Raw genomic sequence first — 25,716 nt, forward strand, 5'->3', positions numbered from 1 at the left:
GTCATACATGACCAAGACTGTTATCACCAGCGACAAGGCCCCTGCCGCCATCGGTACTTACTCTCAGGCGATCAAGGCCGGTAACACCGTTTATATGTCGGGTCAGATTCCCCTCGATCCAAAAACCATGGAACTGGTCGAAGGCTTCGAAGCCCAGACCGTCCAGGTGTTCGAGAACCTGAAAGCCGTGGCCGAAGCCGCCGGCGGTTCGTTCAAGGACATCGTCAAGCTGAACATCTTCCTCACCGACCTGAGCCACTTCGCCAAGGTCAACGAGATCATGGGCAAGTACTTCGACCAGCCGTACCCGGCGCGCGCCGCCATCGGCGTGGCAGCCCTGCCAAAGGGTTCGCAGGTTGAAATGGATGCCATTCTGGTCATCGAGTAATGCGCACGGCGCGGTCTAATACACCGCGCCGACTGCTCTGCGGTAAAGAAAAGGTTTTGAAAGGATTCCACCATGCGCAAAGCGCTTGCTCTCTCGCTGCTCGCCATTTTCCTCGGCGGTTGCGCCAGCAACCCTGCCGACCGTGACATCAGCGGTACCTGGATCAATCAGGTCGCCATCGATGCCGCTGCCAAGGGCGGCCCCCTGCGCGAAGCGCTTCAGGCTTACGGCCCGAACCTGGAGTGGGACGTCAACACCAAGGCCGGTCAGGCCCGCTACACCAACGGTTTCGAAAACGTCGAAGGTCGCCTGCTCGGCGAACAGTCCGGTGCCTGGAAAGTCGATTTCTATGGCAGCTCCGCCAGCGAGCTGAAACGTGATGGTGGTCAACTGCAACAAGCCGCCAATGAAAACGAACCGGAACAGGTCTTCGACCGCGCACAGATTCCGGTGCCGGAAGGCGCACCGATCGGCGCCAGCTTCGAACGCGCGCTGTATTCCGCTTATCTGGGCGGCAACTGGACGATCACCAGCGGCCAGGGCGAAGGCGCCACCGTGCAATTCCAGGCTGACGGACAAGTCTCCGGCCTGCCGGGTGCCGACCGCTATGCGTTGTGCCTCGCCGGCGATTGCGCGTCGATGAGCAGCGGCAACGACAGCATGTGGTTGCAGCAGAACGGTCAGGGCAATAACTGGATCTTTGTGCGCAAGGGCAAAGAGCTGGAAATCCTGCAGGCCGTGAACACCGCGCTGGCGGACGAACAACCGCAGTTCACCCCGGGTGAACGCAAGTGGTTGCTCGAGAAGCAGTGATCGGCGCTTGAGACAAAAAAAGGCGGGAGCAAACATTTGCTCCCGCCTTTTTTACGCCTGAAGATCAGCAGCGCCCCTCAAGAATCGCGGCATACCCCTCGCGATAACTCGGATACTTCGGCACCCAACCCAGCGCCTTCGCCCGGGTATTGCTGCAACGCTTGCTGCCGGTGCGACGCACGCTCTCGTCTTCCGACCACTCGGTGACACTCAAATACTCACGCAGCCATGCCACCACTTCGGCCAGCGGCGCTGGCGCATCGTCCACGCCGATATAGATGTCATCCAGCGCCCCGCCCTTGCGAGCCGCTTCCAGTAGAAACGCCATCAACCCCGCCGCGTCATCGGCATGGATGCGATTGCCATACAGCGGCGGATCGATCGCCACCCGATAACCACGACGTACCTGAGTCAGCAGCCACTCACGGCCGGGGCCGTAAATGCCGGTCAGGCGCACGATGCTCGCGGGAATGCCGCTGTTGAGCGCAACCTGCTCGGCCTCCAGCATCACCCGACCGGAATAACCGGCGGCGACGGTTTCGGATTTTTCATCGACCCATTCGCCGTTCTGCTGCCCGTAAACACTGCTGCTGGAAACGAACAGCAGCCGCTCCGGCTCCTGACCGTAATCGTTCAGCCAACCCAGCACATGCTGCAAACCCTGCACATACGCCGCGCGATAACCGGCCTCATCGTGATCGGTGGCCGCCGCGCTATACACCAGGTAATCGATAGCGCCCACCGGCCACGTCTCGGGGCAATCCTCATTGAACAAGTCACCGGCCACACCGATAACGCCGTCCGGCAAACGTGAAATATCACGGCGCAGGCCATAGACCTGGAAGCCGACAGCCAGCAATTGCGTGGCCAGACGGCTGCCGACATCACCGCAACCGGCGATCAAAACAGAAGGCGCGGACATCAAAAATCTCCCATCGGAAAGCGACAGACTAGCCTCGACAAGGGACGAGCGGCTAGCAATGAAGGAAAAAAAGCAACTCTATTACTTCTGTTAACAAGAATTACTTGCAATAATGAACGCCACTTTTGTTCTCGGCCTCACGAGGCCTGGAAGAGCATTACCGTTTTTCTATCTCAGGTCCGGCCAGCATGACACGCATTCAAAACTCCGCTTCGCCAACCAACCGACCTCGCGCCTGGAGCGCCGTGGCTGCCCTGCTGCTCAGCCTGATGCTGGCGCCAGTCGCCGCATTCGCTGACGCCCAGGCCCCGGCCGCGCCAGCCGCCACCGAGCAAAGCGCTCCGGCCGCCGCACCCGCGACCGACCCGGTGCAGGCCGTAGAGGCCAGCGCCGCCGACGCGCCGGAAGTCCTCGAAGCCGACAACACTCTGGGCATGGCCCACGACCTGTCGCCATGGGGCATGTACCAGAACGCCGACGTGATCGTTAAAGCCGTGATGATCGGCCTGGCCATCGCCTCGATCATCACCTGGACCATCTGGATCGCCAAGGGTTTCGAGCTGATGGGCGCCAAGCGTCGTCTGCGCGGCGAGATTGCCGCCCTGAAAAAAGCCGCCACGCTCAAAGAGGCCAGCGCCACCGCCGCGAAGGAAGGCACCCTCGCCAACCTGCTGGTACACGACGCGCTGGAAGAAATGCGCCTGTCGACCAACGCCCGCGAGAAAGAAGGCATCAAGGAACGCGTCAGCTTCCGCCTCGAGCGCCTGGTTGCCGCCTGTGGCCGCAACATGAGCAGCGGCACCGGCGTCCTCGCCACCATCGGTTCCACCGCACCGTTCGTCGGTCTGTTCGGTACCGTGTGGGGCATCATGAACAGCTTCATCGGCATCGCCAAAACCCAGACCACCAACCTTGCCGTTGTAGCACCGGGTATCGCTGAAGCGCTGCTGGCTACCGCACTGGGTCTGGTTGCCGCGATTCCTGCCGTGGTCATCTACAACGTCTTCGCCCGCTCCATCGCCGGTTACAAGGCTCAGGTGTCCGATGCGTCGGCTCAGGTGCTGCTGCTGGTCAGCCGCGACCTCGACCACCAGCCTGAGCGCAACAGCTCGCAACCGCACATGGTGAAAGTGGGGTAATCGGCCATGGGCCTGCATTTGAAAGAAGGCGCAGACGACGATCTGGCCGAGAACCACGAAATCAACGTCACGCCGTTCATCGACGTGATGCTGGTGCTGTTGATCATCTTCATGGTGGCCGCGCCGCTGGCCACCGTGGACATCAAGGTTGACCTGCCTGCCTCGACCGCCAAACCGGCGCCGCGGCCGGAGAAACCGGTGTTCCTCAGCGTGAAGGCTGACCAGCGCCTGTTCCTGGGCGATGACGAAGTGAAAGCCGAAACCCTCGGCGCCGCACTCGACGCCAAGACCCAGGGCAAGAAAGACACGACGATCTTCTTCCAGGCCGACAAAGGCGTGGATTACGGCGACCTGATGAGCGTGATGGATAACCTGCGCGCCGCCGGTTACCTGAAGGTCGGTCTGGTCGGACTCGAGAGCGCAGTCAAGAAATGATCACGACGCGCCATAAGCTGACGCGTTACAGCGGTAGCCTGGCCGTGGTGCTGGGTGTTCACGCGCTGGCCATCGCGCTGGCGCTGAACTGGACCGCCCGCCCGCCCATCGAATTGCCGCCGCAGGCAATGATGGTCGAGCTGGCACCGGTTCCGGCCTCGCCACCGCCCGCACCGCCGAAAGTCGTCACGCCACCGCAGCCACCGGCTCCGGTTGAGGAACTGCCGATCCCGAAACTGGCCGAAGCGCCGAAAGCCGAGATCGCGGTACCGAAACCGAAGCCCAAGCCGAAACCCAAACCGCCGAAGCCGATCGAGAAGAAACTGCCCGATCCGCCGAAGGAGAAACCGTCCGAAGAGAAGCCGGCCGATACCCAGCCGACTCAGGCCCCGACGGAGAAATCCGCCCAGCCTGCACCGGGCCCGTCGCCTGCACAATTGGCCGCCAAGGCCAGCTGGCAAGGCACCCTGCTCGCGCACCTGGCCAAGTACAAGAAGTACCCGGCCAGCGCTCAGGCACGGGGCAAGGAAGGCTTGAACCGGTTGCGTTTCGTGGTTGATGGCGAAGGCAACGTGCTGTCGTTCGAACTGGTGGGCCGCTCCGGCAACGCCGATCTGGACCGGGCCACCCTGGAAATGATCCGCCGCGCCCAACCGCTGCCCAAGCCACCGGCCGACATGCTGACCAATGGCGCGATCGAAATCGTTGCGCCGTTTGTGTATTCGCTGGAACGCCGCCGCTGATCCGCACTCGCGGATCCCGGCCTGATCCAGCCCAGAAGGCACCGAAAGGTGCCTTTTGCTTATCCATCCACGGCAAACCGGCATTGCCCGGTGTCGCATTCATCACTCAGTCTGATAACGTGCGTCTATCGATTGCAGCCGGTATGCTTGGCCCGCATCTTCATGGACGCTTGCTATGACCCTCACAGAATTACGCTACATCGTTACCCTCGCCCAAGAGCAGCATTTCGGCCACGCGGCCGAGCGTTGCCACGTCAGCCAGCCGACCCTGTCGGTGGGCGTGAAAAAGCTTGAAGACGAACTCGGTGTGCTGATTTTCGAGCGCAGCAAAAGCGCCGTGCGCCTGACCCCGGTCGGCGAAGGTATCGTCGCCCAGGCGCAGAAAGTGCTGGAGCAGGCCCAGGGCATTCGCGAACTGGCCCAGGCCGGCAAGAACCAGCTGACCGCCCCACTGAAAGTCGGCGCAATCTACACCGTCGGCCCGTACCTGTTCCCGCATCTGATTCCGCAACTGCACCGGGTCGCCCCGCAGATGCCGTTGTACATCGAAGAAAACTTCACCCACGTGCTGCGCGACAAATTGCGCAACGGCGAACTGGACGCGATCATCATCGCCCTGCCGTTCAACGAAGCCGACGTGCTGACCCTGCAACTCTACGACGAGCCGTTCTACGTCCTGATGCCTGCCCAGCACCCGTGGACCCAGAAAGAATCCATCGACGCCGCGCTGCTCAATGACAAGAGCCTGCTGCTGCTCGGCGAGGGCCATTGCTTCCGCGATCAAGTGCTGGAAGCCTGCCCGACCCTGACCAAGGGCAACGACGGCGCCAAGCACACCACGGTCGAATCCAGCTCGCTGGAAACCATTCGCCACATGGTCGCGTCCGGTCTGGGCATCTCGATCCTGCCGCTGTCGGCGGTGGACAGCCATCACTACGCCCCGGGCGTGATCGAAGTGCGCCCGCTGTCGGCACCAGTGCCGTTCCGCACCGTGGCCATCGCCTGGCGCGCCAGTTTCCCACGGCCGAAAGCCATCGAGATCCTCGCCGACTCCATTCGCCTGTGCTCGGTCGCCAAACCTGCCGCGCCGGTCACGGCCGGTTAAGCCAGCGTCATGACGGAGCTGTCGCAGGTGTCGGTCACCGCACTCAAGGGTGTCGGTGAAGCCATGGCCGAGAAACTGGCCAAGGTCGGTCTGGAAAACCTCCAGGACGTACTGTTCCACCTGCCGCTGCGTTATCAGGATCGCACCCGCGTGGTGCCGATCGGCGCGTTGCGGCCGGGGCAGGACGCCGTGGTCGAAGGCACCGTCAGCGGCGCCGACGTGGTCATGGGCCGGCGCCGCAGCCTCGTCGTGCGCTTGCAGGACGGCACCGGCGGCTTGAGCCTGCGCTTCTACCACTTCAGCAATGCGCAGAAAGAAGGCCTCAAGCGCGGCACGCGGATTCGCTGCTACGGCGAAGCCCGGCCCGGCGCCTCGGGGCTGGAGATCTACCATCCGGAATACCGCGCCATCAACGGCGACGAACCGCCGCCGGTGGATGAAACCCTGACCCCGGTCTACCCGCTGACCGAAGGCCTGACCCAGGCGCGTCTGCGCCAGTTGTGCATGCAGACGTTGACCCTGCTCAAGCCGGCCACCCTGCCCGACTGGTTGCCGACCGAACTGGCCCGCGACTATCAACTGGCGCCGCTGGCCGACGCGATCCGCTACCTGCACAACCCGCCCGCCGATGCCGACGTCGACGAACTCGCCCTCGGTCATCACTGGGCCCAGCATCGCCTCGCTTTCGAAGAACTGCTGACTCACCAGCTATCGCAACAGCGCCTGCGTGAAAGCATGCGTTCCCTGCGCGCGCCGGCGATGCCGAAAGCCACCAAACTGCCGGCGAAATACCTGGCCAACCTGGGCTTCAACCCGACCGGCGCGCAACAGCGGGTCGGCAATGAAATCGCCTACGACCTCAGTCAGCACGAACCGATGCTGCGGCTGATTCAGGGCGACGTTGGCGCCGGCAAAACCGTGGTCGCCGCCCTCGCAGCGCTGCAAGCGCTGGAAGCGGGTTATCAGGTCGCCCTGATGGCGCCGACCGAGATCCTCGCCGAGCAGCACTTCATCACCTTCAAGCGCTGGCTCGAACCGCTGGGGATCGACGTGGCGTGGCTGGCCGGCAAGCTCAAGGGCAAGAACCGCGTCGCCGCGCTGGAGCAGATCGCCAGCGGCACGCCGATGGTGGTCGGCACTCACGCACTGTTCCAGGATGAAGTGCAGTTCAAGAACCTCGCGCTGGTGATCATCGACGAACAGCACCGCTTCGGCGTGCAGCAACGTCTGGCGCTGCGGCAGAAAGGCGTCGGCGGGCGCATGTGCCCGCATCAACTGATCATGACCGCCACGCCGATTCCGCGGACGCTGGCGATGAGCGCCTACGCCGACCTCGACACCTCGATCCTCGACGAACTGCCGCCCGGCCGAACCCCGGTCAACACCGTGCTGGTCACCGACACCCGCCGCGTCGAAGTCATCGAACGGGTGCGCAGCGCCTGCGCCGAGGGCCGTCAGGCCTATTGGGTGTGCACGCTGATCGAAGAGTCCGAAGAGCTGACCTGTCAGGCCGCCGAAACCACGTTCGAAGACCTCACCGCCGCACTCGGCGAGTTGAAAGTCGGGCTGATACACGGCCGCATGAAACCCGCCGAGAAAGCCGCCGTCATGGCCGAATTCAAGGCCGGCAACCTGCAACTGCTGGTCGCCACCACCGTGATCGAAGTCGGTGTCGACGTGCCCAACGCCAGCCTGATGATCATCGAAAACCCCGAGCGCCTGGGCCTTGCGCAACTGCACCAGTTGCGCGGTCGGGTCGGCCGGGGCAGCGCCGTCAGCCATTGCGTGCTGCTCTACCATCCGCCGCTGTCGCAGATCGGCCGCCAGCGCCTGGGCATCATGCGCGAGACCAACGACGGTTTCGTCATCGCCGAAAAAGACCTCGAACTGCGCGGCCCCGGCGAAATGCTCGGCACCCGCCAGACCGGCCTGCTGCAATTCAAGGTCGCCGACCTGATGCGCGACGCCGATCTGCTGCCCGCCGTGCGCGATGCCGCCCAGGCCTTGCTCGAACGCTGGCCTAACCACGTCAGCCCGTTGCTCGACCGCTGGCTGCGACACGGGCAGCAATACGGCCAAGTGTGAGCACCGTCGCAGTTTCTGACAGCTCGTTCCAACCAAGCTGGTTATACTCCAGCAATTGTTTCAAAAACGGATACAGACCATGACCGAAGCTGCTCTCGCCCCCGAACTCCCGCACGCTCCGTCTGTTATTCGGCTGCTGCTCAACAAGCTGGGCGTCGCCTACGAAGAAGTGCTCGACCACCACGGCCTCAATGCCTCGCGCAAAGTGCAGGCCGTGTTGCTGGACGACGCGGTCGGTGCGCTGATGGTGCTGTTTCCACAGAGCCAGTTGCTGGATCTCAACCGCCTCGCCGAACTGACTGGCCGTCGCCTGACCGCCGTGTCCACCGAGCGCCTGGAAAAGATGCTCGGCAAACACAGCCTGAGCCTGCTGCCGGGCCTGCCGGCGCTGACCAGTTCGCCGTGCCTCTACGAAGAAAGCCTGCTGCGCGAGCCGAAGTTGCTGATCAACTCCGGTGAGCCGGGCCTGCTGCTGGAAATCGCCAGCGAAGACTTCAAGACCATGCTGACCAAGGCCAGCGCCGCCAACTTCGGCGAAGCCCTGAGCAGCATCCGCCCGAACCTCGACCGCCCGGACGATGACCGCGAGGAAATCACCCAGGCCGTTCAGGCGTTCACCGCGAGACGCATCCAGCAGCGCCTCGAAGCGACCATCGAGATTCCGCCGCTGGCCGAAACCGCACAAAAAATCATCAAGCTGCGCGTCGACCCGAACGCCACCATCGACGACATCACCGGCGTGGTCGAAACCGACCCGGCGCTGGCTGCGCAAGTGGTGAGCTGGGCGGCGTCGCCGTACTACGCCTCGCCGGGCAAAATCCGTTCGGTGGAAGACGCGATCGTCCGCGTGCTGGGCTTCGATCTGGTGATCAACCTGGCTCTGGGCCTGGCCCTCGGCAAGACCCTGAGCCTGCCGAAAGACCACCCGCAACACACCACGCCGTACTGGCAGCAATCGATCTACACCGCCGCCGTCATCGAAGGCCTGACCCGCGCCATGCCGCGTGCCCAGCGCCCGGAATCCGGCCTGACCTACCTCGCCGGCCTGCTGCACAACTTCGGCTACCTGCTGCTGGCCCACGTGTTCCCGCCGCACTTCTCGCTGATCTGCCGCCACCTGGAGGTCAACCCGCACCTGTGCCACAGCTATGTCGAGCAACACCTGCTGGGCATCAGCCGCGAACAGATCGGCTCCTGGCTGATGCGCTACTGGGACATGCCGGACGAACTGGCCACCGCCCTGCGCTTCCAGCACGACCCGAACTACGACGGCGCCTACGCCGAATACCCGAACCTCGTCTGCCTGGCCGTGCGCCTGCTGCGCAGTCGCGGCATCGGCTCCGGGCCGGATGAAGACATTCCGGATGCGCTGCTGGAACGCGTTGGCCTGACTCGTGACAAGGCCAATGATGTGGTCAGCAAAGTGCTTGAGGCTGAAGTGCTGCTGCGGGAACTGGCTTCGCAGTTCAGCCAGGCCTGATTTGCGCTCATAAAAAAGGCCCCACACTCAACCGAGTGTGGGGCCTTTGTATTTGATCGTTCCCACGCTCTGCGTGGGAATGCAGCCCATGACGCTCCGCGTCACAGCCTCACGCAATACTCAAGCAGCCTTGGCCTTCGCCTTCCGCGGCTTCAAATACTTCATCAACCCCTGAAACCACATCACCAATGCCGGATTCCCCTTGAGCTGGATCGACTTGTCCTGAATTCCCTGCATGAACGCCAGCTGCTTGTTCTTGGCCTGCATCGTGGCAAACCCGAACGCCGCATCCTTGAACGCAATCGCAAACGCCGGCTCCGCCACCACCCCGGACTTGCTGGTAATGCGCTGATCCTTCACCACGAAATGCCGCGCCACTTTCCCGTCCAGAGTCTGTAGCTGAAACACCAGATCCTTGTCACCCAACTGCTGCTGGAACGCAGGATTTGTCCGACTGGCCTTACCCATCAACAGACCCAGCATCCACAGAAGAAAACGAAATTTCATGCGCACAGCCTCAAAAGGAAAATGAACGGCTGGGGGAGTGTAAGGGATTCGGACGGAATCGCCACTATCCAAGACTGATAGAAGACGATGCAGCGCTTTTCCTGCCAGATGACTACCAAGTCACGATTTCCATCCCTAGCCTTGATCGTTCCCACGCTCCGCGTGGGAATGCATCCCGTGACGCTCCGCGTCACACCATCCCCCCTTCCTACACCTGAAGAAACACATTCCTGTAGGAGCTGACGGAGGCAGCGATCTTTTGATCTTCTACCTCGCAAATCCTTGGGAAATGTCCTTCAAACTGCGGTGCTGTCCATGAACTAGGCAGGCTGGATCATCGTCGATAGCCTCTGTGTGTCACCGCAAAATCGGTGACTCGGACGTGCAAGTCCGGTTCAGGTGCACAATCGCAATGGCATTTCGCCGAGCCTTTTCCTATGCTCGCGGATCGTTATGGCGGCTGTGCGTCGGAGACCTTCGGGTCTGCCGGGCACCTGGACCGGTCTTGCACACCAACGCACAGCTGCCACCTATTTCGAAGTGCAAAGCGAAACGGTGTCAGCGTCTTAACTCCAGGGATGACATCCATGATCAAACCAACACCCAATCCACCAGAAACACCAGAAACCTCCCCCTACGAATCCCCCGATTCGAAGAAACTCCACGAAGCCGCCGAACGCGCCCTCGACCACCATTTCAAACCCACCGCCCCACGCCCCAAACGCCTCGGCGGCCTGTTCGCCCTCTGCCCCGACACCGACGCCGAAGCCCTCATGGCCAACGCCTCCGAAGACCTCCTGTCCATCAGCGCCTTCGCCGCCAACCTGGCCGACGACCTCGACGGCCCCCGCCGCTCGATGGCACTGGGCCTGAGCAGAATGGCGGACGGCGTGCGGTTGATGGTGGAAGGCACGCTCGATCACATTGAGTTTCGGGAGTATCAGGCCAAGCCGTAGCTGAATCGCGGGCGGAAAAAAGGGGACGTTGAGTCCCCTTTTCTCATGATTTCGGGATCACCACTGGCAACCCGTCTCAGGTGAAAAATCTATCCCGAAATCTTCCTCGAATGAGTACTTCTTCCCAGACTTGTAGTTCGTGTAGACCATGCTGTAGACACGGGCACCCTGACTGACCATCTCATATTCACCTGTCAGAGCACCTTCGGAGACCTCCACCCAAGTCGTCGTGAATTCATACGGTCGATCCTCTGCCAGGATTTCTTGCTCGGTGTTCCGATGCACAAGCGTAATAAATCGCTTGGACTGGCTATACCGGACACCCACCCCGCCCCATGTGGACACGGAGTCGTGATACGTCCTGAACTCAAAATTGATGTTCTTACCTTCCGACGAACGAAAACAGCGAACCTCGGTTGTGAGTTCCCCATAGGCAGCTAAAGGACAGAGCGATAGCGCAACCAAAGGCAGCACAGACAAATACTTCAAACTGATCGTTCCTTAAGCGGTAGGTGATAACCACAAAACTGCATGGCAACCGTTCAGATGATTACGAAGCGCTAGAGCGAAAAGTCCAAAACCTCTTCAAGCACCCAGCACGCCCCTCGAACAAACCGATACTCGAAGACATAATCGGTATCCGGTTTCTGCAGGATGGCGACGGCGTGATCACCCTGCTCTTCCTTGATGGTCAACGTCAGGCCCTGAGCTTCTCGCTTCGCTACATCCGGGATGATCGGGAACTTGAGCTGATCGCCGCTGAGGCTGCTTTTTTGCATTTCGGGCTCGGGATCACCGGCCACGGTCGTGACCATTTTCAGCGGCTGCTGGACGAATGCTTTCTGCACATCTATGCGTGCAGAGAAAGCTGAGAGGAACGTTGAGAAGTCAGGTGAGGGACACGCAGCACTGGTCACGTCACCGTCGGTCTTTAATGCTTTCTGGCGGATCTCCTGTTGCAGTTTCGAATCGGCAATGATCTTTGCATCAAGGTCTGCCAGACGCTTTTTGATACTCGCCGCATCCTTGTAGGCACACACGACATCGACACCGTTTTCAAGGTCTCGGCCGTCGCGGCAGTTCTGCAATTCGGGATCTGGCGGATCACCGCGGAAAAACCGCAAAGACAACTGGTCACCCTGCTTGATGAGCGGCAATTCCAGCGTCCAATAGGTGTAGCCTTCAAAGTTACCGTATGACTCTTTTAGCTTCGTGAGCACATACAGGGATTTCCCCGCTCGCTCAGGAAATTTGCGCTCAAAGAAAAACACCGACGCGATTTCATCTCCTATGAGCGGCGCCACAAAAGAGAGTTCTGGCTTCGTGGCACTCATCGTCGTGTAAAAAACCTCACCACCGGGAACATAGGCGCCTGTCGTCTGACCTTTGAGCGTGTTCTTCAAAAACAACACGGTGATCTTCTGCTCACCCACTGATGCCACCACCGGCGGATGCATTTGCTTGATGGTTTGCAGGTCATCAGCTGCTGCCGGTTGTGCTGTAAAACCGATGATCGATACGAGCATGCACACACAACTTGAGAACCGGGTCACTTCCATCACTTCCTTGTTGATCGACAAATTGATCAATCTTCAAAAACCAGCGCGAGTGGCCTCACGATGACTCAGGCGCGCCGCATTTCAACTCTTTGATCTGCTCGTTCTGAATCGGAATCACACAGGCGAGGCGTTTTTCTCCATCCCCACGAAGCTCGAACAAGCTGAGCGTCAGCTGTAAACCATCCGAAGTGAATGCATGATCCTCAAACAAGGCACTGGCGTAACCATCCCAAAACGATTTGCCGTTAAAACTGCAAAACCGTTTTGAGGAGAGCACCCGCCAATTGCCCTTGGGCGCGAGGATCTGAACATTGAGGCAGGGGCTACCAAACGTAGTGACATAACGAGCCACCACATCGCCGTATCGTTGCGAAGCAGAACTGGAGACCTTGGCGACATCGATCACTTCACTCGGATCATCCGGGACGACCGCATCCAGGAAGGCTGCACGCTCTAGACTCATTCTGGCGATGCACTTATTGAGCACCAAGGTATATGCCTGCGATCCGGGTTCGACATCCGTGGCATCGAGGGGGCAAGTGGTATCGCGCAACTTGATCCAGGCCCGCTGCGATTCTTTGGCCATGGCCATGTAAGCCTTTCCTTGTTCAGGCTCAGGCTTCCATCGAGATTCGAATCGCTCCATCAGTTTTTTGTAGCTGGCATTGAGCTTTGCGTCGGCACTCTTGCGGTCGGCTTCCACACACTCGTCGTATTGCCAGCTCACAGTGATGACTTTGCAAGTGTCCTCAGCGAACGCGGCTGAAGCGGACAGCAGTCCTAAGGACAACGCGATAAAGCGCACAAACATGTTCAATTTTTCATTCCCTGAATGACGGACCGCTCAACTGCACGTTGAGGTATTTTCTGCGCCTTGCCATCGGCGCTCATCGCGTCGCGGTACTGGCTGTAATAGCGCTGCGCTTCGTCTTTGCGATCAAGGCGCCAGAGTGAATCGGCGATGTTCAACATCAGCACGGTGCGTTTACCGACGGCCTCAACGCCGCGATAGAACTTCAGCGCCAGCTCATCTTTGCCGCCCTCAGCCAGGTAAAAGCCCAGGTCGTTATAGGCCTGAACATTTTGCGCCGGGGGGTGACACGCCATGTAAGACTCCGGACTTAAAAAGACCAGACCCCATTCGATGGACTCTGCTCGGGACTGCGCCAGTTCGTTACTTGTGACATGTTTCAGCAAGTCCTTTGGAGACCTCGTCTCCAGGGCGGGAGTGAGCACTTCGCCGTCGTCGGTAACCCATTGATTGCCCTTCCACTGGCCGACACAAAAAGTGGCCGAACGATCAGCCAGCACGCAACCGGTCTCCATTGAGATAACCGTGCAATGCTGTTGCGACACTAGCTTCTCTTCACCGTTTTCGTCCGACAACATGCCGAAAATCACCGGGTCGAGCAGCAAGGTTTTCTTGTCAGGACTGAGCATATTGGAGTGCCCATCGGCGCCAATATCGGCGCCGAAGAGGGGAAAAGTTTTGCCGTTTGCGGTAAACCACGCAGTCGCCGAATCCACACCGGGCGTCGTCCATTCTGTAGCCCGAAATGACACCGTGTTCCCGTTGACGCCGACTATTGGCGGGTCCTCGGCAAACGCGCCCATAGCGCTGCACAGACTGCCGGTCATCAATACCCACTTAAGGCTGCCCATAGTCGATCCTTTTCACTGACGGACTTTCCGACTGTAACTGCCTCTTCGTCACGCCATAAGCCTTGATCAGCTCTTCCCAGGAACCCTTCGAACCAAATGAGCGCTGGGTATTATCGAAGCTGTATTGCTCCAATCGCCCCGCCGTCGAGTAATACCCGCGCCATTCAGGACAGGCACCACAACCGCCATAACCGCCTATCGAAACAAGGCTACCCTTGGTGCCTTTCACACAATCCATCGCCACGACAACGTTACTCAGCATCTTTGCTTTCTTACCGTCAGACGTGAGCTGTAAAACCTTGTCGATGTTGCGGCGCAACACTTTGCCGCCAATGTTGATCGTCTGGTCGGAGCAGACCGGGATGAGGTGGGTTTCTGCGTCATCCACCGTCACGGATCGGCAAGACGACACCATCACCACTTCAACACCGCCACATTGCATGACATCGCGTTGGGTGTAGGCGTCCTTCGGAGCGGCGAAAGCTGGAAGCGAGAGCAACAGCGAAAGGCTGCTCGCAAGAAAATGGTTCATCCAATCATCCTTAATCAAACAACGGCGATCACAAATCCTTGAACGTCAGCAGCCGGAACTCGTTGTTCACAAACTCGAAGTAGCGGGTTCTGAAGCGGCTTTCCAGCTCATTACCCTGCGCGTCCTCTTCCGTATCGGCCGCAATGCCGGAAACAATGAGCAGACGGCTATCAGGCCGGTTTGACAGACTTAACGCATTGCCGTCGTATGCGTTCGGCAGTCCGCCGACAACCTCCCCCGTGCGCGCATCCAGCACTTCGCCGCAAATGGCACTGCCACCACAACCGACTCGGTACAGGATGTAGTGGCCGGCAAAGTTGACCTTGCCTTTGAGTGCCTGTGCACGATCCATATCCATCATCGGGTTGCTGTGTTCTTGCGGCACCGGTTCATGATTGATGCCGGTAAACACTGGGGTGACGGTGTAATCCTTGAAATCCGGGTCAGCGGCGAAAGCCACGGAGGTGGCAATGGCCAAGAGGCAACCGAGTAGAACTGAGCATCCTTTCACGCTGTAACTCCGTAACTGAAATCTATTCGGACTGACCTTCATAACGCTGTGTCTGTGGGTTGAACTGCCACAGATGTGGCCGGGTCATGGCTACATTTTTTTTGTAGCGAATCTGCCCGCGCTTATCCCTGATGTAGGAATAGATCTCGATGTCTTTGACGTCGCCGCCGTTCTTGGGCGGACCGTCCAGAACCTTGATCCCGGCAAAGTAATCACCACCGGTATGCTTCAAGTAACCACGGCACTGGATCAGGAAGGCGTACGTCATGTCGCCGGCCGAGCCGTGACTTGAATAGGAGAGGAAGATGAAGTCGTCTCGGCCATCGCCGTTGAGATCGCCTTGGTACACCACCTTGCCACGCTCTAGAGAAAATCCGTCATCGTAGAAGCCAGAATGTATGTCTTCGACACTTTCTCCACTGTCTTTCCATTGCGTAAGAAAAGTCTTGGTATCGCTTTTCTCGTTGCAGATATCCGACGCCATCGCTGCCATCGGCAACCAGCTCATGCATAACACCAGCAGTCGTTTCACTTCACATCCTTCGAATTCATCAATTCCAATTCCCCATCCCGATACAACACTTCGCACCCCACCCAGGCCAGATCCACCTGCGGCATCACCGCCGACGGTTTGCGCAATTCCCGCAACAACGTCGAACCATGCGACAACCGTCCACCCATCCGCGCAATCACCGCCCGCGCTGACTGATAGTGCGCGTGGCGCCCCGGATCGAGGGTGTCTTCCAGCAAGATGTCTTCGCCAAGGATGCCCCGCACCTGCCCCGGGTAAATCATGAACCCGGTGGCCTGTTCGACACCTTCGCGGCCGTCCTGCCAGAAGCTGCCGTCGCGCGTGCGGATGTCCGGGTGCGGCGCAAACCAGTGTTCGCGATCCGCCAGCGGCATGGCGTGATGCAGGCGGAAGAAGATGCGCATCAGGTTGTCGCGATACCACTCGCGCACTTGCAGGTAGTAACCACGCAGGCCCGGCAGGCCGGTCGAATGGGCGAGGCGGATCAGCCCTGACCATTGCGGGAACGCCTGTAATGGCAACGCGCTCGACGCGGGTCGAGGTGTGGCCGGATCGGTCTCCCACGGCAGTCGATGGGGGCTGTTTTCCAAGTTGTCGTAAGCGGTGGGCGGTCGGCCCAGCCAGTCCCCGCCGCTGCTGGCCAGCGCCGTGGCGATGCACAGATTGCCCTGCACCACGAACACATAGAACCGGGTGAACCAGTCCGCCAGTTGCTGACCGTCAGCACCCTGGGCGACGAGGTCGGTCAGTTCTTGGTCGAAGCGCTGCAAGCCGTGCTCAAGGCTCAGCAAATGCCCCCGAGCGATACGTTGCATGCGCAGAAACAACGGTAGCGAACGCAACATCTGCAACGGTCGCCACGGCAGATGCGGGGTCGCGCCGCCGACTTCACCGGCATAGTTGCTGGCGCTGATGCCCCAGTCGGCCAACCGTGCGAGAAACAGGTCGTTGTTGATGTAGGACGCGCCGCCAAATACAGCCGTGAACGGCTCGTTGTCCTGCAACACCCGCGTATCCCAACGGGCCATGATCGCCGGAATGCTCGCGGCGGCCCGGCGCTGGGCGTACTCCACCAGCACGCTGGGTTGCGGCGGCAGGATCTCGGCGATGTTGGCGGCCGTCAGGTGACGGCGCCAGCCGTAGTCGCTGATCGGCCGGTATTGCAGCAGCCACAGTTGCGTACCGTCCCAGGCCCATTCGACATCGCCCGGCACATAGTGAAATACCCGCAAGACATCTTGGAGAAAGCGCCACAGCACATCTTCGGTCAAACCGTGGGCGGCTGTGAACGTGCCGCTGCGCCAGGCATCGCCGAGCCGCGAAAGCGTCGCCCGTTCCGGGCTGATCTGACCGTCGGCAAGGGACTCAAGATGACCTTCAACCCACTCGAGTTCCACCGACAGATGACGCACAAACGCGATGCCGGACACCTGCGGCGTGATGAAGCGCTGCACCACCACTTCCTCGACACTTTCGGCAGTCAGCTCGGCAATGCGCGCCGGCACGTTGGCGGCCGGCTCGCGCAGGTAGGTCGTGCTCAAACCGGCATTCGCCGAGTCGGCCTGATCTTCGCCATAACTGGAGGAACGCACCGCCCAGACCGCCTGTGGTTGGCTGGCGAGAAAGGTCGGTAGTCGCGGATCGTTGCAATCGTTGAGGGTCAGCGCCGCCGGCACCGGTTGCCGGGCCAGTTCCGCCAGACGCAAACGCCCGCCCTTGGTGTGCGCGACGAAGCCGCGTTCGCCCGACTCCAGCCACTGCGCAAACTGCGCGGGCGCGTCGATCCACGGGTAATGACCCCAACCGGGTTTGAGGCTGATAGTCAGGTCTGCGCGCGCAAGAATCGCCGACCATGCTGCCGCTTGCTCGATGCCGAGCACCTTGTCCTGATCGCCCCAGACCAGTTCGACCGGGTCGGTGATCCACTCCAGCAAGGGCAGCGCGGTGTCGGCACGGATCAGATCCCAGTGCGGCACAAACGCACGGCAGCGCGCATAACCGGCGCCCATGCGCTGATACTGCGCGGGCGTCCAGGTCTGGTTGGAGAACTTGCGCGCGAACAGCGTGGGTCTGTTCGACAGCAGCCAGTGAATGGACTTGCGGATCGGCAGCGGTGACATCAGCGCCGGCAATCGGCGCTGCCACAAAAAGGCGCCCACCGGCGCCAGCAACACACTGCGAGAAAAGTGCCCGGGCCGACGTTGCAGCGCATGCAGCACCAGCAATGCGTTGACCCCGACGGCCATGATCGCGCTGCCTTTTTGCGTCATCGCCAACAAGGTTTGGGCGTAAGCCGCCAGATCCTCGCAAGGCGGCTGCGGGTTGGCGCCGAAGCCCGGCAGCTCCAGCGGCACCACGTCGTAACGCTGAAAATGCGGCAGCGCATCATCCCACCAATCGGCGGCGCTGCCGTTGCCGGCCAGCAGGTACATCAGAGGCTTGTTCATGGGCGATTCTCAGGCCAGATCGCGCAGCGCGGCGTCGAGGGTCGGATAGCGAAACGTGTAACCCGCCTCGCTCAAACGCTGCGGCACCACGCGCTGACCGTCGAAAAACAGCTGAGCCATTTCCCCAGCCAACGCACGCACGGGCGCGGCTGGAATGTGGAACCACACCGGACGCTTGAGGACTTTGCCGACGTTCTCGGCAAAGGCTGCCTGACTGACGGTTTCGGGCGCGACCATGTTGTAGGTGCCGCGCAAATTTTCATCGTGGAAGGATCGAGCGATCACCTGAATCACATCGTCGCGGTGCACCCAGCTCATGATCTGCTGACCATCGCCCATGCGACCGCCGAAACCCAGGCGGAACGGGATCAGCAATGGCAACAACGCACCGCCCGGCCCGAACACCACGCCGAGACGCAGCACCACCTGACGCACGCCAAACTGCGTCGCGGGTTGCGCCGAAGCCTCCCAACGCGCACAGAGTTCGGCCATGAAACCGTCGCCCTTTCTGGCTTGTTCATCGAGGCTTTCGCTGGCATCGCGCACGCCGTAGAAACCGATGGCCGAGGCCTGAATCCACAGCGCCGGTTTATGGCTCGTGCACTTCAGCCAGGTCATCAAGGCTTCGGTGGTATCGACCCGACTGGCGAGCAGTTGCGCCTGCCGTTTGGGGCTCCAGCGTGGACCGGCGACCGGTGCGCCGGCGAGGTTGATCACTACGTCGAAGGGTTCGTCACGGCCGAGTTCGCTCAACGACCGTACACAGCGGACGCGACCGTCGAACAGGTTCGCCGCTTTCAGCGGATCACGCGCCAACACGCTGACGGTGTGGCCGGCATCGAGTAATTGATTGACTACGGCTTCACCGATAAACCCGGTGCCACCGGTGATCAGTACCCGCTTGTAGGCGCCGCCGGCAAACGGGTTGGATTTGCTCACGGCCCTTTCTGGCGGGGATGACCGACGATCATGGCGCAGCAACCAGATCAGCGGCGGCAACAGCACCAGCAGCGCAAAACCGTCGAGCCACAGATGCGACCAGACCTGTTTTTGCGCGGAAAACCACATGTCCTGCGGTGCCCATAACAGGACGCCCGCCATCAACCAGCCCCAAATTGCAGGAGCTTTAAGGCGGTTGCCGAGGTGCACCAACGCGAGCATGTACAGCGAATAGCTTTGTAGCGTCGCACCGAACAGTGCGAGCCACCACACCTGCTGCTCGTGACCGGCGGCAGGGACCGGGTCGGCGCCCCAGAATGCGAGTTCGAGGGTGTGCAAATAGCCGTCGAGTAATCCGGAATGACCGGCCCAGGTCAGCGTGAGACCGGCGAGCACATGCACAATTGCCGCGGCATACAGCCACAGCACCATCGCGGGGCGAAGAGAGAAAGAGGGGGCTGGCATTCCGTGTCCTGAGCGCATTCCTTGAGGGCGGGGAGTTTAAAGGAAAATGGGGGTTGTCAGATGCACAAGCGTTAAACGCTTACCGTGACGGGCCCACGCCCAACAAGTGCGGAAGCGCATCAAGCACGACCCCGAACTTCAAATGCAGTGGCTCGCCTTGATCGGCTCTGGACCTTGCGACTTCAATCGCGCCACGTTGTCGATGCTCAGCCGGTGACCTTTATCAGCCGCCATTTGATAACAGGCTAACGCTCGGGACATATCCTTTGTTCCCAACTCGCCACCCTCAAAGGTAGAAGCCAGATAACTCATTCCCTCTATGGAGCCCATGTTGATTGCTCGAATGACCTGCTCTTCTGCCTGCTTGGGATGAAGACAAGGACCGTTATAGTCGGTGGAGTTTCCTGAACAAAGAAACGTGGCATAGCCCAACGCACCACTCGGTATTTTCGAGGCCGCTTTGAACAACGCCTCAACCTTGCTCGTTTCCAACTGAGACGCCATCTGCGAAAGGCTCAAGCTTGCCGCTGAGAGACTCGCCTGTGGGTCACCCGACTCTGCTGCACAGACATAGTTTTCCAGAGACGCTTCAATCAACTCCCCAGTCAGAGGGTATTGCTCAAGAAAACCTAACCCTCCTAAAGCTTCAGCACGTTGTTCGCAGAAATTCTCAGCGCGGCTCATTCCGGGGTTACGAGTTGCGACAAGATCCTTCTCACTCACTGACCAATCCTCAATCCCCTCAAGCACCCAACATGCCTGACGAGAGAAGTTGAAGATTTTCACATTGCTGTTGCCCGCCCGCTTATCGACCACGTTGACGTGACTGTCATCGACCTCTTCAATCTCGACTCCAGGTGTCTTGCCGGGTGTGATGGCAGCCATCAGCGGGTAGGTGAAGGAAGCTCCGCTGACGCCCGAGGTCGAAGGCTCAAAGGTACTACGGTCCTTGCCTGCTACCGGCTTCAAAACAAGCGACTTGACCGTCATCGCAGTGAGACGGCGCTGTAATTCACTGCTGGCGGAAAACGCTGTCAGGAAAGCAGGGAATTCCTCCGAAGGACAAGCGCCGTTGGCCGGCGCTGTCGAAGTGCTCTTGTCGGATGCAAGAGCAGGGACCATCTTGTCCAGGTACGCCGAGCGCTCGCGACTCATTCTGGCGATGCACGAGTTGACCGCGAACACATGCGCCGGCATCCCCGTCTCGATCTCGAATGCTTCCAACGGACAATTCGCATCGCGCAACTTCAGCCATGCACGTTGCGATTCTTTGACCTTCGCCGCGTAATCCGCGCCCAATGCCGGATCCGCTCGATAATCAGACTCAAGCCGCGCCATCAATTGCTTGTAGCTGAGGTTCAACTGCGTGTCGGCAGCCTTCTTCGCCGCCTCCGAGCAGGGCACCATTTCCAGGCTTGAGGTGACATGACTACAGTCATCCTCCGCGTACACAGCTGAAACAGGCAGCAGCACGGCCAGCAGGGTAAAAACAAAACGTTTCACTGTGTTCTTCCTTGAGTCATTCAAGCTTTGCGTTTGGCGAACCGAGTGACGCATTGCTTGGCTATGTTCATTTCCCAATAGGTGCTGAGCAACGCTTTACGCTTTTTGTCGACGCGCAAATTAACGAAACCATCGCCACAGTCCGGCTGTAATTCTTCGAACGTGCCGGTTTTGACTTGGTAAATGAACACCCGGTAGTAGTCGTAAGTGCCCATTCCGTCATCAAGCTGCCAGATCGCGAAATCCTTTACTCCGTCAAAATTGAAATCATCGACCTGCACATGGAGTTCGTTTTCAGCTTGAAAATCGATTGTCCGCGACTCGTTATTCGTTTCGCCTTTAATCGCGATGTTCAGCGTGGAGCCTTCGAGAACCAGTGTTGCTTCGACGTCTTTGGTTGGGCTGAACGTAGTGGTTTCGGCTAACACCGGCATCGTCCACAGCAGGCCGAGCAATGATGCTGCTAGAGTTTTTGATCTCATGTGCGCGCCCTACTCCCACTTGCATCCGGACTCCAAAGAGGAATCGACGCTGGTGTTATTTCCAAAATAGTAAACCTTGCCGTTGGACTTCTTCGTGTACGTCATCGAGACGACCTGCGTTCCTTGAGTCACGAGCTCGTAGGTCCCTGAGACCTTGCCGCTGATGACTTCAGACCAGCTTCTGGTGCTCTGCCAAGGGGCATCGGCGCCGAGCATTTCGTTCTGGGTATCCGTCAACACAATGGAAATTGGCTCACTGGACTTGGCGTACTTTACGAACCCGCCTGACCATTTGCTGGAGACGTCGTAAAAGGTATGGAATTCGAACTTCACCGGACTGGTTTCAGATAGTTCGAAGCAGAGTGATTCGCTGGTGACTGCGCTGTGGGCGGCGAAAGGAAATAACGCCAAAAAACCAAAACATGACCTTTTCATAGTTATGAAAAACCCGTTAACCACAGACGCCCCCTCAAGCAGCCAATATAATGCCGCCACCAACTTACCGACAGATTTATTCAAAAAAGGAACAGATCTATTCAAATAGCATAAATAACCTCCCTTTTCACTCCAACAAATAAATCCGCCCGCCATTTCAGCCAAATTGATAAATCTGAAAATATATCCACACAGGAAAACAGCTAGTAAATTGGAATCTGAAATCGCATCCTCGCCATGCATCGGTCCACATCTTCGCCAAACAGCTTAGAAGTCATAGCACAATTTCCATCTGCGTATTCTTTCCAAGCTGAACCAAAATTTTCGCTTCCACCAACAAACTCAATAGCTTTTGGGTAGTTCATAGATGTAGCTTTTTCGTTCACTAACGACACTGCCTTGTAAAAGCCATCGCCTATAACGCCAGTACGAAGATAAATGAGCTCACTCACCCGAAAACTAGTGAACTGCTTTACACATGAAAGCTTTTCGATAGGCGACTCTTCACCTTCGTCACCATCATCTCTGCAATAACTATCTTTTAATTTAATCCATTTCTTCTGCGCAGATATCAGCTCTGCTTTTGTCGACGCATCCAGCTCAATTGACAGCGCCTTGTATTGCTCATTAAGCACCTTATCAATTTTTTCAAATGATTTCTGTGAGCAGTTGATAATATCAGGGGCCGCCAAGGTGGCAGAGCTACAACTGACGTCCGCCGATGCACCGCCTATAGATATCCAAACAACTGATAACGCAATCAGTGACTTGCTAATTACTTCCAGCAGTTGCATTTTAATGCCTCCTCAAAAAATACCGCTTCCTTTTCACGTCTTGTCGCCACCCCAGCCGTGCTGGGATCGTTTTCCCACAAGCGCTTCATACTGCGAAGACGTGAAGGTATCAGTTCGGGTTGATCGTTATCAAAATCTTCTTTTATTTGCTTCATCTCTAAGCGCTTCTGAGCTTTAGCCGGGGTATTACCGGTTAACGCGTTGCCTCGGTTCACAACAAGAGAAAGCAATACACCTTGACAATCCGGATGTAGATTGACAGCCTTGGGATATACATCAACAACTTGTTGTGCATATCTCTTCTTCATAATCACGGCCAACTTAAGAGCGTTATCTTTGCTTATAGATATTGAGCTGACATTATGAACATAGTCTCTTGCATCTTGACCTTTTTTGCCTAACGCCCCTTTCAAGCTTTCGATTTCCTGAGGCGTATAAAGGTCTTTAAGCTCCGCATCGACCCTGGCGGCAGTCTGCTGCCCCAAGTCATAGCCATAGCCAATTGTTATGCCGCTATTATTATCAGGAAGCGCATACGGATGTTCTCTATACGCTTCAATTGCCAATAAAAACTCAAACAGCTTTTTGGAAACGACATAAGGACCGACAGTTGTGTCCAGAGTATAAACTTCCGCCTTACACTTTTCAGGACAGCCCGATAAGAACCCCCCCAACAACCCTAGGGGATGGATATGCTGGACGTTAGCATCACCAGTTATTCCGAATTTTCCGACTAGCTTATCCCACCAACCGAGTCGCTCGATTCGAAGTTTCTCTTCCACCCATTGTTTATGCGGATCGGCGTCACTATGCCCCATCAACTCATCTAGGGCGCTCCATTTCTCCCCCTTGTACTGCCACTCACTTTCGTAACGTGTAACCATCTGAGATATCGGCTGCGAGAACCAAGGTTTCTCTAACGCTTCCCTTATCTCCGAAGGCGTAAGTTTATTATCACCATTTTTATCCAGCATCTTGAACAGATGCTGCTTGGCAGGGCCGTCATTGGCAGCTCCCACGTTAGGCGTATAACTTGCCTTCTCCTCCTCAGTCAGGTTTTCTTGAGCATGGAGAGAGGCAGCCAGATGATCCACGTTGCTGACGGTCTCCTCAATAAAACGGAATCCCTCCCACTCAAAGGGCGAATGACGAGACAACGTCACGTCCGGCTCCGAAAACCATCCGCCAATTTCATTGCCATTTTCGTCACCAAGAAGACCATCCAGGCGCCACCAAAGCGTATAACTTGTCGTTCCGCCCATTACGACAGGAACCTTGATTTTTCTGTCCGCCGGCAATGCTTCCAGTACCCCGACCGGGACCATGAAATCGTACCCAACTTTTTTATGGGGATCAGTCACCCTAGGCGGATTACTCGCACTCATGCCTTCAACATGAGTGATTAATAGACTGTCTTTTGGAATTTTAAGCAGAGTTTTCTCGGCTTTTGGCAGACCTGATGCCTTCTGTTTACTTAGCTCAGTAAAAGCCTTGACGTCCTCGCAACTAAAAACCTCCAAGTGCAGAAGATTTCTTGGAGCAGAGTCTGAGTAGCTCTGATATTTGCCGACGTGCCCCACCAAACTCCCTGCTTTTATGAAAACAGGAGTAGCCAACACGTGGACAGCGTCTTTTTCGGCTGGCTCGCTCTTGGTTTCAAGCAGGCCCTCCCAAACGTAGCCAAGAACCTCCGCTGCTGCCAACGGAGGTACAGCGTTTCCTCCCAAAATTTCCAATAGCTTTTGGTATTTACCGCGCGTCCCATCACTGCCAATTTTCACCTGAGTTCCAATCGGCAAAATAGCGGTCGTCGTACTGGATTGATTAGGAGAAGCGTGTACCGCCAGCCCTTTTTTAGGGGGAGTCATCGGATCTTTTGCTGCAGTGCCCACCTTATAGCTATTTGGTGTGGCCCCTGCAGTCAACTCTCGCTTAAACACCCAGCCGTTCCCAGCGGGGAGGTTGGCATCCGGAGGCGTAACACTAACCACTTTGAGCCAACCGTTTTCTTCTTCAGCAGTTTCGACAACTGTGCCGCGAGGCAAAACAGTCAACACCGTGCTATATCCCGGTTTTCCGCGCCTTTCCTGTCGAACTCTCAAGCCCAGAATTTCATCCTTTGCCGTAGCCATCACCTGCCATGTGCCACCACTCCAAAATGAAGGCCGACCCAATGCAGGAGTTTTTTCATACGTGTCCCAATGCAGGAGGTGCATGTAAAGACTAAAGAAAGTCAGACTAGGCCCCGGAGTTACTGCAGCTGGTGTTCCCCCAGCCGCAGGGGCGGGTGCAGGAGGAACAGGCGTCTCTAAACGATGTTTAACGAGTACAAAACCCGTTGAATATACCGCCCCATTGGTATCAAAAGCTGACTTTGGATAAGTACTATCAATACGATAAGCGACAACTTCCCCGTCCGCGATGCACCTGACTTCCGCCAAATCCTGCACCAAACCAGATGCCTCATCGAAATGTACCCCTCCGTGCCAGAGGCCATTCGCCCCCAACGGGTAGTAACCATCTTTCGCCTTGGCTAACGCCTTATAAAACTGCTGCGGATCCGTAGCTTCTGCAGCTCCCACCTTCAATGGATACGACCATTTTTCTACTTTCTTGCTGGTTGTCTCTGTCATTACCAATTACCTGAATTCTGATCCCTGGTGGCTTGGATTGCCGTCGATGTATTACCCAGAAAAATTGAGCATGCGTTTTGGCTTGCGTTTGACCTGTTCTTCAGGCGCATTCAACAACGCCTGATCCATCAAACTCCCCGCCTTATCCTTATCCGCCGCCCCCGGCAGCACCGGCGGTTTGATCCCGATCCCGGTCCCCGACCCAGCCGACCCGCCAGCATTAATCTTCACCACCGGCCCAACCACCGTCACACCACCGCCATCCAGCTTGATGAAACTGCCACCGCCGAGAATCGTCAGCTCAGTCCCAGCCTCAATGACAATCTTGTCCCCAGCCTTGATGTGAATCTCTTTCCCTGCACTCGTCAGTTGCGCAGTCCCGAGCTTCACATGCTGGCTCTCGCCAATAGTCAGGTGGTCATCCATCCGTGCTTCGATCTTGCGGTCGCTGATGGTGGTGCGGTGTTCTTCGGCCTTCAGCTCGGTGTAGGTGTTCTTCACCACGGTGTCGTGGCGTTCATTGCCGACCCGAATCTTCTGGTCGTGCTCAACGTTTTCATCCCAGTCGCGCTGGGCGTGGATGAAGATTTGTTCGGCGCCTTTTTTGTCTTCGATGCGCAGTTCGTTGTAGCCACCGCCGCCCGGGGAG

General features: G+C 58.0%; 25 protein-coding genes and 1 pseudogene. 9 read left to right on the forward strand and 17 right to left on the reverse strand.

The features are described from left to right. The first annotated feature begins 7 nt into the window (after positions 1-7). Positions 8-388: a RidA family protein gene (locus tag CAF74_RS14785; RefSeq protein ID WP_003229509.1), complete on the forward strand. Its 381-nt coding sequence runs from the start codon at positions 8-10 to the stop codon at positions 386-388. A gap of 72 nt (positions 389-460) precedes the next feature. Continuing rightward, positions 461-1,201: a hypothetical protein gene (locus CAF74_RS14790; RefSeq protein WP_007954437.1), complete on the forward strand. Its 741-nt coding sequence runs from the start codon at positions 461-463 to the stop codon at positions 1,199-1,201. A 64-nt stretch (positions 1,202-1,265) separates the two neighbouring features. Here the strand turns inward: CAF74_RS14790 and CAF74_RS14795 are convergent, their stop codons facing one another. Then, on the reverse strand, positions 1,266-2,123 hold the full coding sequence (locus CAF74_RS14795; RefSeq protein ID WP_085746805.1) for an SDR family oxidoreductase: 858 nt from the start codon (positions 2,121-2,123) through the stop codon (positions 1,266-1,268). A gap of 188 nt (positions 2,124-2,311) precedes the next feature. Here CAF74_RS14795 and exbB point away from each other — a divergent pair, with 188 nt between their 5' ends. The 6 genes from exbB to CAF74_RS14825 all read left to right on the forward strand — a co-directional run bounded on the left by exbB (position 2,312) and on the right by CAF74_RS14825 (position 9,110). Then, positions 2,312-3,262: a tonB-system energizer ExbB gene (gene exbB / locus CAF74_RS14800; RefSeq protein ID WP_085746806.1), complete on the forward strand. Its 951-nt coding sequence runs from the start codon at positions 2,312-2,314 to the stop codon at positions 3,260-3,262. Positions 3,263-3,268: 6 nt separating this feature from the next. After that, the gene (gene exbD, locus CAF74_RS14805; RefSeq protein ID WP_011336565.1) at positions 3,269-3,697 is read left to right on the forward strand and encodes a TonB system transport protein ExbD; all 429 of its coding nucleotides are present in this window, start codon (positions 3,269-3,271) and stop codon (positions 3,695-3,697) included. After that, the gene (locus CAF74_RS14810; RefSeq protein WP_085746807.1) at positions 3,694-4,440 is read left to right on the forward strand and encodes an energy transducer TonB; all 747 of its coding nucleotides are present in this window, start codon (positions 3,694-3,696) and stop codon (positions 4,438-4,440) included. The genes exbD and CAF74_RS14810 overlap by 4 nt, the downstream gene beginning before the upstream one ends. A 175-nt stretch (positions 4,441-4,615) precedes the next feature. Next, the gene (locus CAF74_RS14815; protein ID WP_007954418.1) at positions 4,616-5,545 is read left to right on the forward strand and encodes a hydrogen peroxide-inducible genes activator; all 930 of its coding nucleotides are present in this window, start codon (positions 4,616-4,618) and stop codon (positions 5,543-5,545) included. A 9-nt stretch (positions 5,546-5,554) separates the two neighbouring features. Beyond that, positions 5,555-7,630 (forward strand): ATP-dependent DNA helicase RecG, encoded by a 2,076-nt coding sequence (gene recG, locus CAF74_RS14820; protein ID WP_085746808.1) that lies wholly within the window; start codon positions 5,555-5,557, stop codon positions 7,628-7,630. Positions 7,631-7,709: 79 nt separating this feature from the next. Continuing rightward, the gene (locus tag CAF74_RS14825) at positions 7,710-9,110 is read left to right on the forward strand and encodes an aminoacyl-tRNA deacylase and HDOD domain-containing protein (RefSeq protein ID WP_085746809.1); all 1,401 of its coding nucleotides are present in this window, start codon (positions 7,710-7,712) and stop codon (positions 9,108-9,110) included. Between the two features lie 120 nt (positions 9,111-9,230). Here the strand turns inward: CAF74_RS14825 and CAF74_RS14830 are convergent, their stop codons facing one another. Further along, positions 9,231-9,617: an SCP2 sterol-binding domain-containing protein gene (locus CAF74_RS14830; protein WP_007954413.1), complete on the reverse strand. Its 387-nt coding sequence runs from the start codon at positions 9,615-9,617 to the stop codon at positions 9,231-9,233. A gap of 587 nt (positions 9,618-10,204) precedes the next feature. Between CAF74_RS14830 and CAF74_RS14835 the strand changes: the two genes are divergently transcribed. Next, positions 10,205-10,573: a DUF6124 family protein gene (locus CAF74_RS14835; RefSeq protein ID WP_085746810.1), complete on the forward strand. Its 369-nt coding sequence runs from the start codon at positions 10,205-10,207 to the stop codon at positions 10,571-10,573. 57 nt (positions 10,574-10,630) lie between these two features. On the opposite strand, the gene CAF74_RS14840 is transcribed toward CAF74_RS14835, so the two are convergent. From CAF74_RS14840 to CAF74_RS14910, 15 genes and pseudogenes are all read right to left on the reverse strand, one after another. Beyond that, entirely contained in the window at positions 10,631-11,062 is a 432-nt protein-coding gene (locus CAF74_RS14840; RefSeq protein ID WP_085746811.1) for a hypothetical protein, read from the reverse strand. 71 nt (positions 11,063-11,133) lie between these two features. Beyond that, complete coding sequence (locus CAF74_RS14845; protein WP_256578378.1) at positions 11,134-12,153, reverse strand: hypothetical protein; 1,020 nt, start codon at positions 12,151-12,153, stop codon at positions 11,134-11,136. A gap of 34 nt (positions 12,154-12,187) precedes the next feature. Next, on the reverse strand, positions 12,188-12,943 hold the full coding sequence (locus tag CAF74_RS14850) for a lysozyme inhibitor LprI family protein (RefSeq protein WP_085746813.1): 756 nt from the start codon (positions 12,941-12,943) through the stop codon (positions 12,188-12,190). A 2-nt stretch (positions 12,944-12,945) separates the two neighbouring features. Further along, the gene (locus CAF74_RS14855; protein WP_085746814.1) at positions 12,946-13,794 is read right to left on the reverse strand and encodes a type IV pilus biogenesis/stability protein PilW; all 849 of its coding nucleotides are present in this window, start codon (positions 13,792-13,794) and stop codon (positions 12,946-12,948) included. After that, positions 13,781-14,326, reverse strand: a complete 546-nt coding sequence (locus tag CAF74_RS14860) for a hypothetical protein (RefSeq protein ID WP_085746815.1) — start codon at positions 14,324-14,326, stop codon at positions 13,781-13,783. The genes CAF74_RS14855 and CAF74_RS14860 overlap by 14 nt, the downstream gene beginning before the upstream one ends. 28 nt (positions 14,327-14,354) lie before the next feature. Beyond that, positions 14,355-14,804 (reverse strand): hypothetical protein, encoded by a 450-nt coding sequence (locus tag CAF74_RS14865; RefSeq protein ID WP_219733709.1) that lies wholly within the window; start codon positions 14,802-14,804, stop codon positions 14,355-14,357. A 55-nt stretch (positions 14,805-14,859) separates the two neighbouring features. Continuing rightward, the gene (locus tag CAF74_RS14870) at positions 14,860-15,369 is read right to left on the reverse strand and encodes a hypothetical protein (protein ID WP_236192136.1); all 510 of its coding nucleotides are present in this window, start codon (positions 15,367-15,369) and stop codon (positions 14,860-14,862) included. Then, a complete protein-coding gene (locus tag CAF74_RS14875) occupies positions 15,366-17,816 on the reverse strand; it encodes an alpha/beta fold hydrolase (RefSeq protein ID WP_085746817.1) in 2,451 nt (816 codons plus the stop codon). The genes CAF74_RS14870 and CAF74_RS14875 overlap by 4 nt, the downstream gene beginning before the upstream one ends. A gap of 9 nt (positions 17,817-17,825) precedes the next feature. Then, positions 17,826-19,220: a TIGR01777 family oxidoreductase gene (locus tag CAF74_RS14880; RefSeq protein WP_085746818.1), complete on the reverse strand. Its 1,395-nt coding sequence runs from the start codon at positions 19,218-19,220 to the stop codon at positions 17,826-17,828. 138 nt (positions 19,221-19,358) lie between these two features. Then, entirely contained in the window at positions 19,359-20,723 is a 1,365-nt protein-coding gene (locus CAF74_RS14885) for a lysozyme inhibitor LprI family protein (RefSeq protein WP_085746819.1), read from the reverse strand. 20 nt (positions 20,724-20,743) lie between these two features. Further along, positions 20,744-21,205, reverse strand: coding sequence for a hypothetical protein (locus tag CAF74_RS14890; protein WP_085746820.1), 462 nt, complete (start codon positions 21,203-21,205; stop codon positions 20,744-20,746). Between the two features lie 9 nt (positions 21,206-21,214). Next, positions 21,215-21,883: a hypothetical protein gene (locus CAF74_RS29395; protein WP_236192139.1), complete on the reverse strand. Its 669-nt coding sequence runs from the start codon at positions 21,881-21,883 to the stop codon at positions 21,215-21,217. Next, entirely contained in the window at positions 21,844-22,434 is a 591-nt protein-coding gene (locus CAF74_RS14900; protein WP_085746821.1) for a lysozyme inhibitor LprI family protein, read from the reverse strand. Before CAF74_RS14900 ends, CAF74_RS29395 begins: the two co-directional genes overlap by 40 nt. Continuing rightward, positions 22,416-25,067, reverse strand: a complete 2,652-nt coding sequence (locus CAF74_RS14905; RefSeq protein ID WP_085746822.1) for a pesticin C-terminus-like muramidase — start codon at positions 25,065-25,067, stop codon at positions 22,416-22,418. The genes CAF74_RS14900 and CAF74_RS14905 overlap by 19 nt, the downstream gene beginning before the upstream one ends. 51 nt (positions 25,068-25,118) lie before the next feature. Beyond that, positions 25,119-25,716, reverse strand: a pseudogene (locus tag CAF74_RS14910) (type VI secretion system tip protein VgrG); the annotation flags it as partial.

This window comes from Pseudomonas sp. R45(2017), assembly GCF_002112305.1.
In the GTDB taxonomy this organism is placed as follows: domain Bacteria; phylum Pseudomonadota; class Gammaproteobacteria; order Pseudomonadales; family Pseudomonadaceae; genus Aquipseudomonas; species Aquipseudomonas paraglycinae.

Bases quoted from the DNA above. Each gene is read 5' to 3' on its own strand.
- CAF74_RS14785 (WP_003229509.1), top strand. From the start codon at position 8: ATGACCAAGACTGTTATCACCAGCGACAAGGCCCCTGCCGCCATCGGT.
- CAF74_RS14790 (WP_007954437.1), top strand. From the start codon at position 461: ATGCGCAAAGCGCTTGCTCTCTCGCTGCTCGCCATTTTCCTCGGCGGT.
- CAF74_RS14795 (WP_085746805.1), bottom strand. From the start codon at position 2,123: ATGTCCGCGCCTTCTGTTTTGATCGCCGGTTGCGGTGATGTCGGCAGC.
- exbB (WP_085746806.1), top strand. From the start codon at position 2,312: ATGACACGCATTCAAAACTCCGCTTCGCCAACCAACCGACCTCGCGCC.
- exbD (WP_011336565.1), top strand. From the start codon at position 3,269: ATGGGCCTGCATTTGAAAGAAGGCGCAGACGACGATCTGGCCGAGAAC.
- CAF74_RS14810 (WP_085746807.1), top strand. From the start codon at position 3,694: ATGATCACGACGCGCCATAAGCTGACGCGTTACAGCGGTAGCCTGGCC.
- CAF74_RS14815 (WP_007954418.1), top strand. From the start codon at position 4,616: ATGACCCTCACAGAATTACGCTACATCGTTACCCTCGCCCAAGAGCAG.
- recG (WP_085746808.1), top strand. From the start codon at position 5,555: ATGACGGAGCTGTCGCAGGTGTCGGTCACCGCACTCAAGGGTGTCGGT.
- CAF74_RS14825 (WP_085746809.1), top strand. From the start codon at position 7,710: ATGACCGAAGCTGCTCTCGCCCCCGAACTCCCGCACGCTCCGTCTGTT.
- CAF74_RS14830 (WP_007954413.1), bottom strand. From the start codon at position 9,617: ATGAAATTTCGTTTTCTTCTGTGGATGCTGGGTCTGTTGATGGGTAAG.
- CAF74_RS14835 (WP_085746810.1), top strand. From the start codon at position 10,205: ATGATCAAACCAACACCCAATCCACCAGAAACACCAGAAACCTCCCCC.
- CAF74_RS14850 (WP_085746813.1), bottom strand. From the start codon at position 12,943: ATGTTTGTGCGCTTTATCGCGTTGTCCTTAGGACTGCTGTCCGCTTCA.
- CAF74_RS14855 (WP_085746814.1), bottom strand. From the start codon at position 13,794: ATGGGCAGCCTTAAGTGGGTATTGATGACCGGCAGTCTGTGCAGCGCT.
- CAF74_RS14860 (WP_085746815.1), bottom strand. From the start codon at position 14,326: ATGAACCATTTTCTTGCGAGCAGCCTTTCGCTGTTGCTCTCGCTTCCA.
- CAF74_RS14875 (WP_085746817.1), bottom strand. From the start codon at position 17,816: ATGAACAAGCCTCTGATGTACCTGCTGGCCGGCAACGGCAGCGCCGCC.
- CAF74_RS14880 (WP_085746818.1), bottom strand. From the start codon at position 19,220: ATGCCAGCCCCCTCTTTCTCTCTTCGCCCCGCGATGGTGCTGTGGCTG.
- CAF74_RS14890 (WP_085746820.1), bottom strand. From the start codon at position 21,205: ATGAGATCAAAAACTCTAGCAGCATCATTGCTCGGCCTGCTGTGGACG.
- CAF74_RS29395 (WP_236192139.1), bottom strand. From the start codon at position 21,883: ATGCATGGCGAGGATGCGATTTCAGATTCCAATTTACTAGCTGTTTTC.
- CAF74_RS14900 (WP_085746821.1), bottom strand. From the start codon at position 22,434: ATGCAACTGCTGGAAGTAATTAGCAAGTCACTGATTGCGTTATCAGTT.
- CAF74_RS14905 (WP_085746822.1), bottom strand. From the start codon at position 25,067: ATGACAGAGACAACCAGCAAGAAAGTAGAAAAATGGTCGTATCCATTG.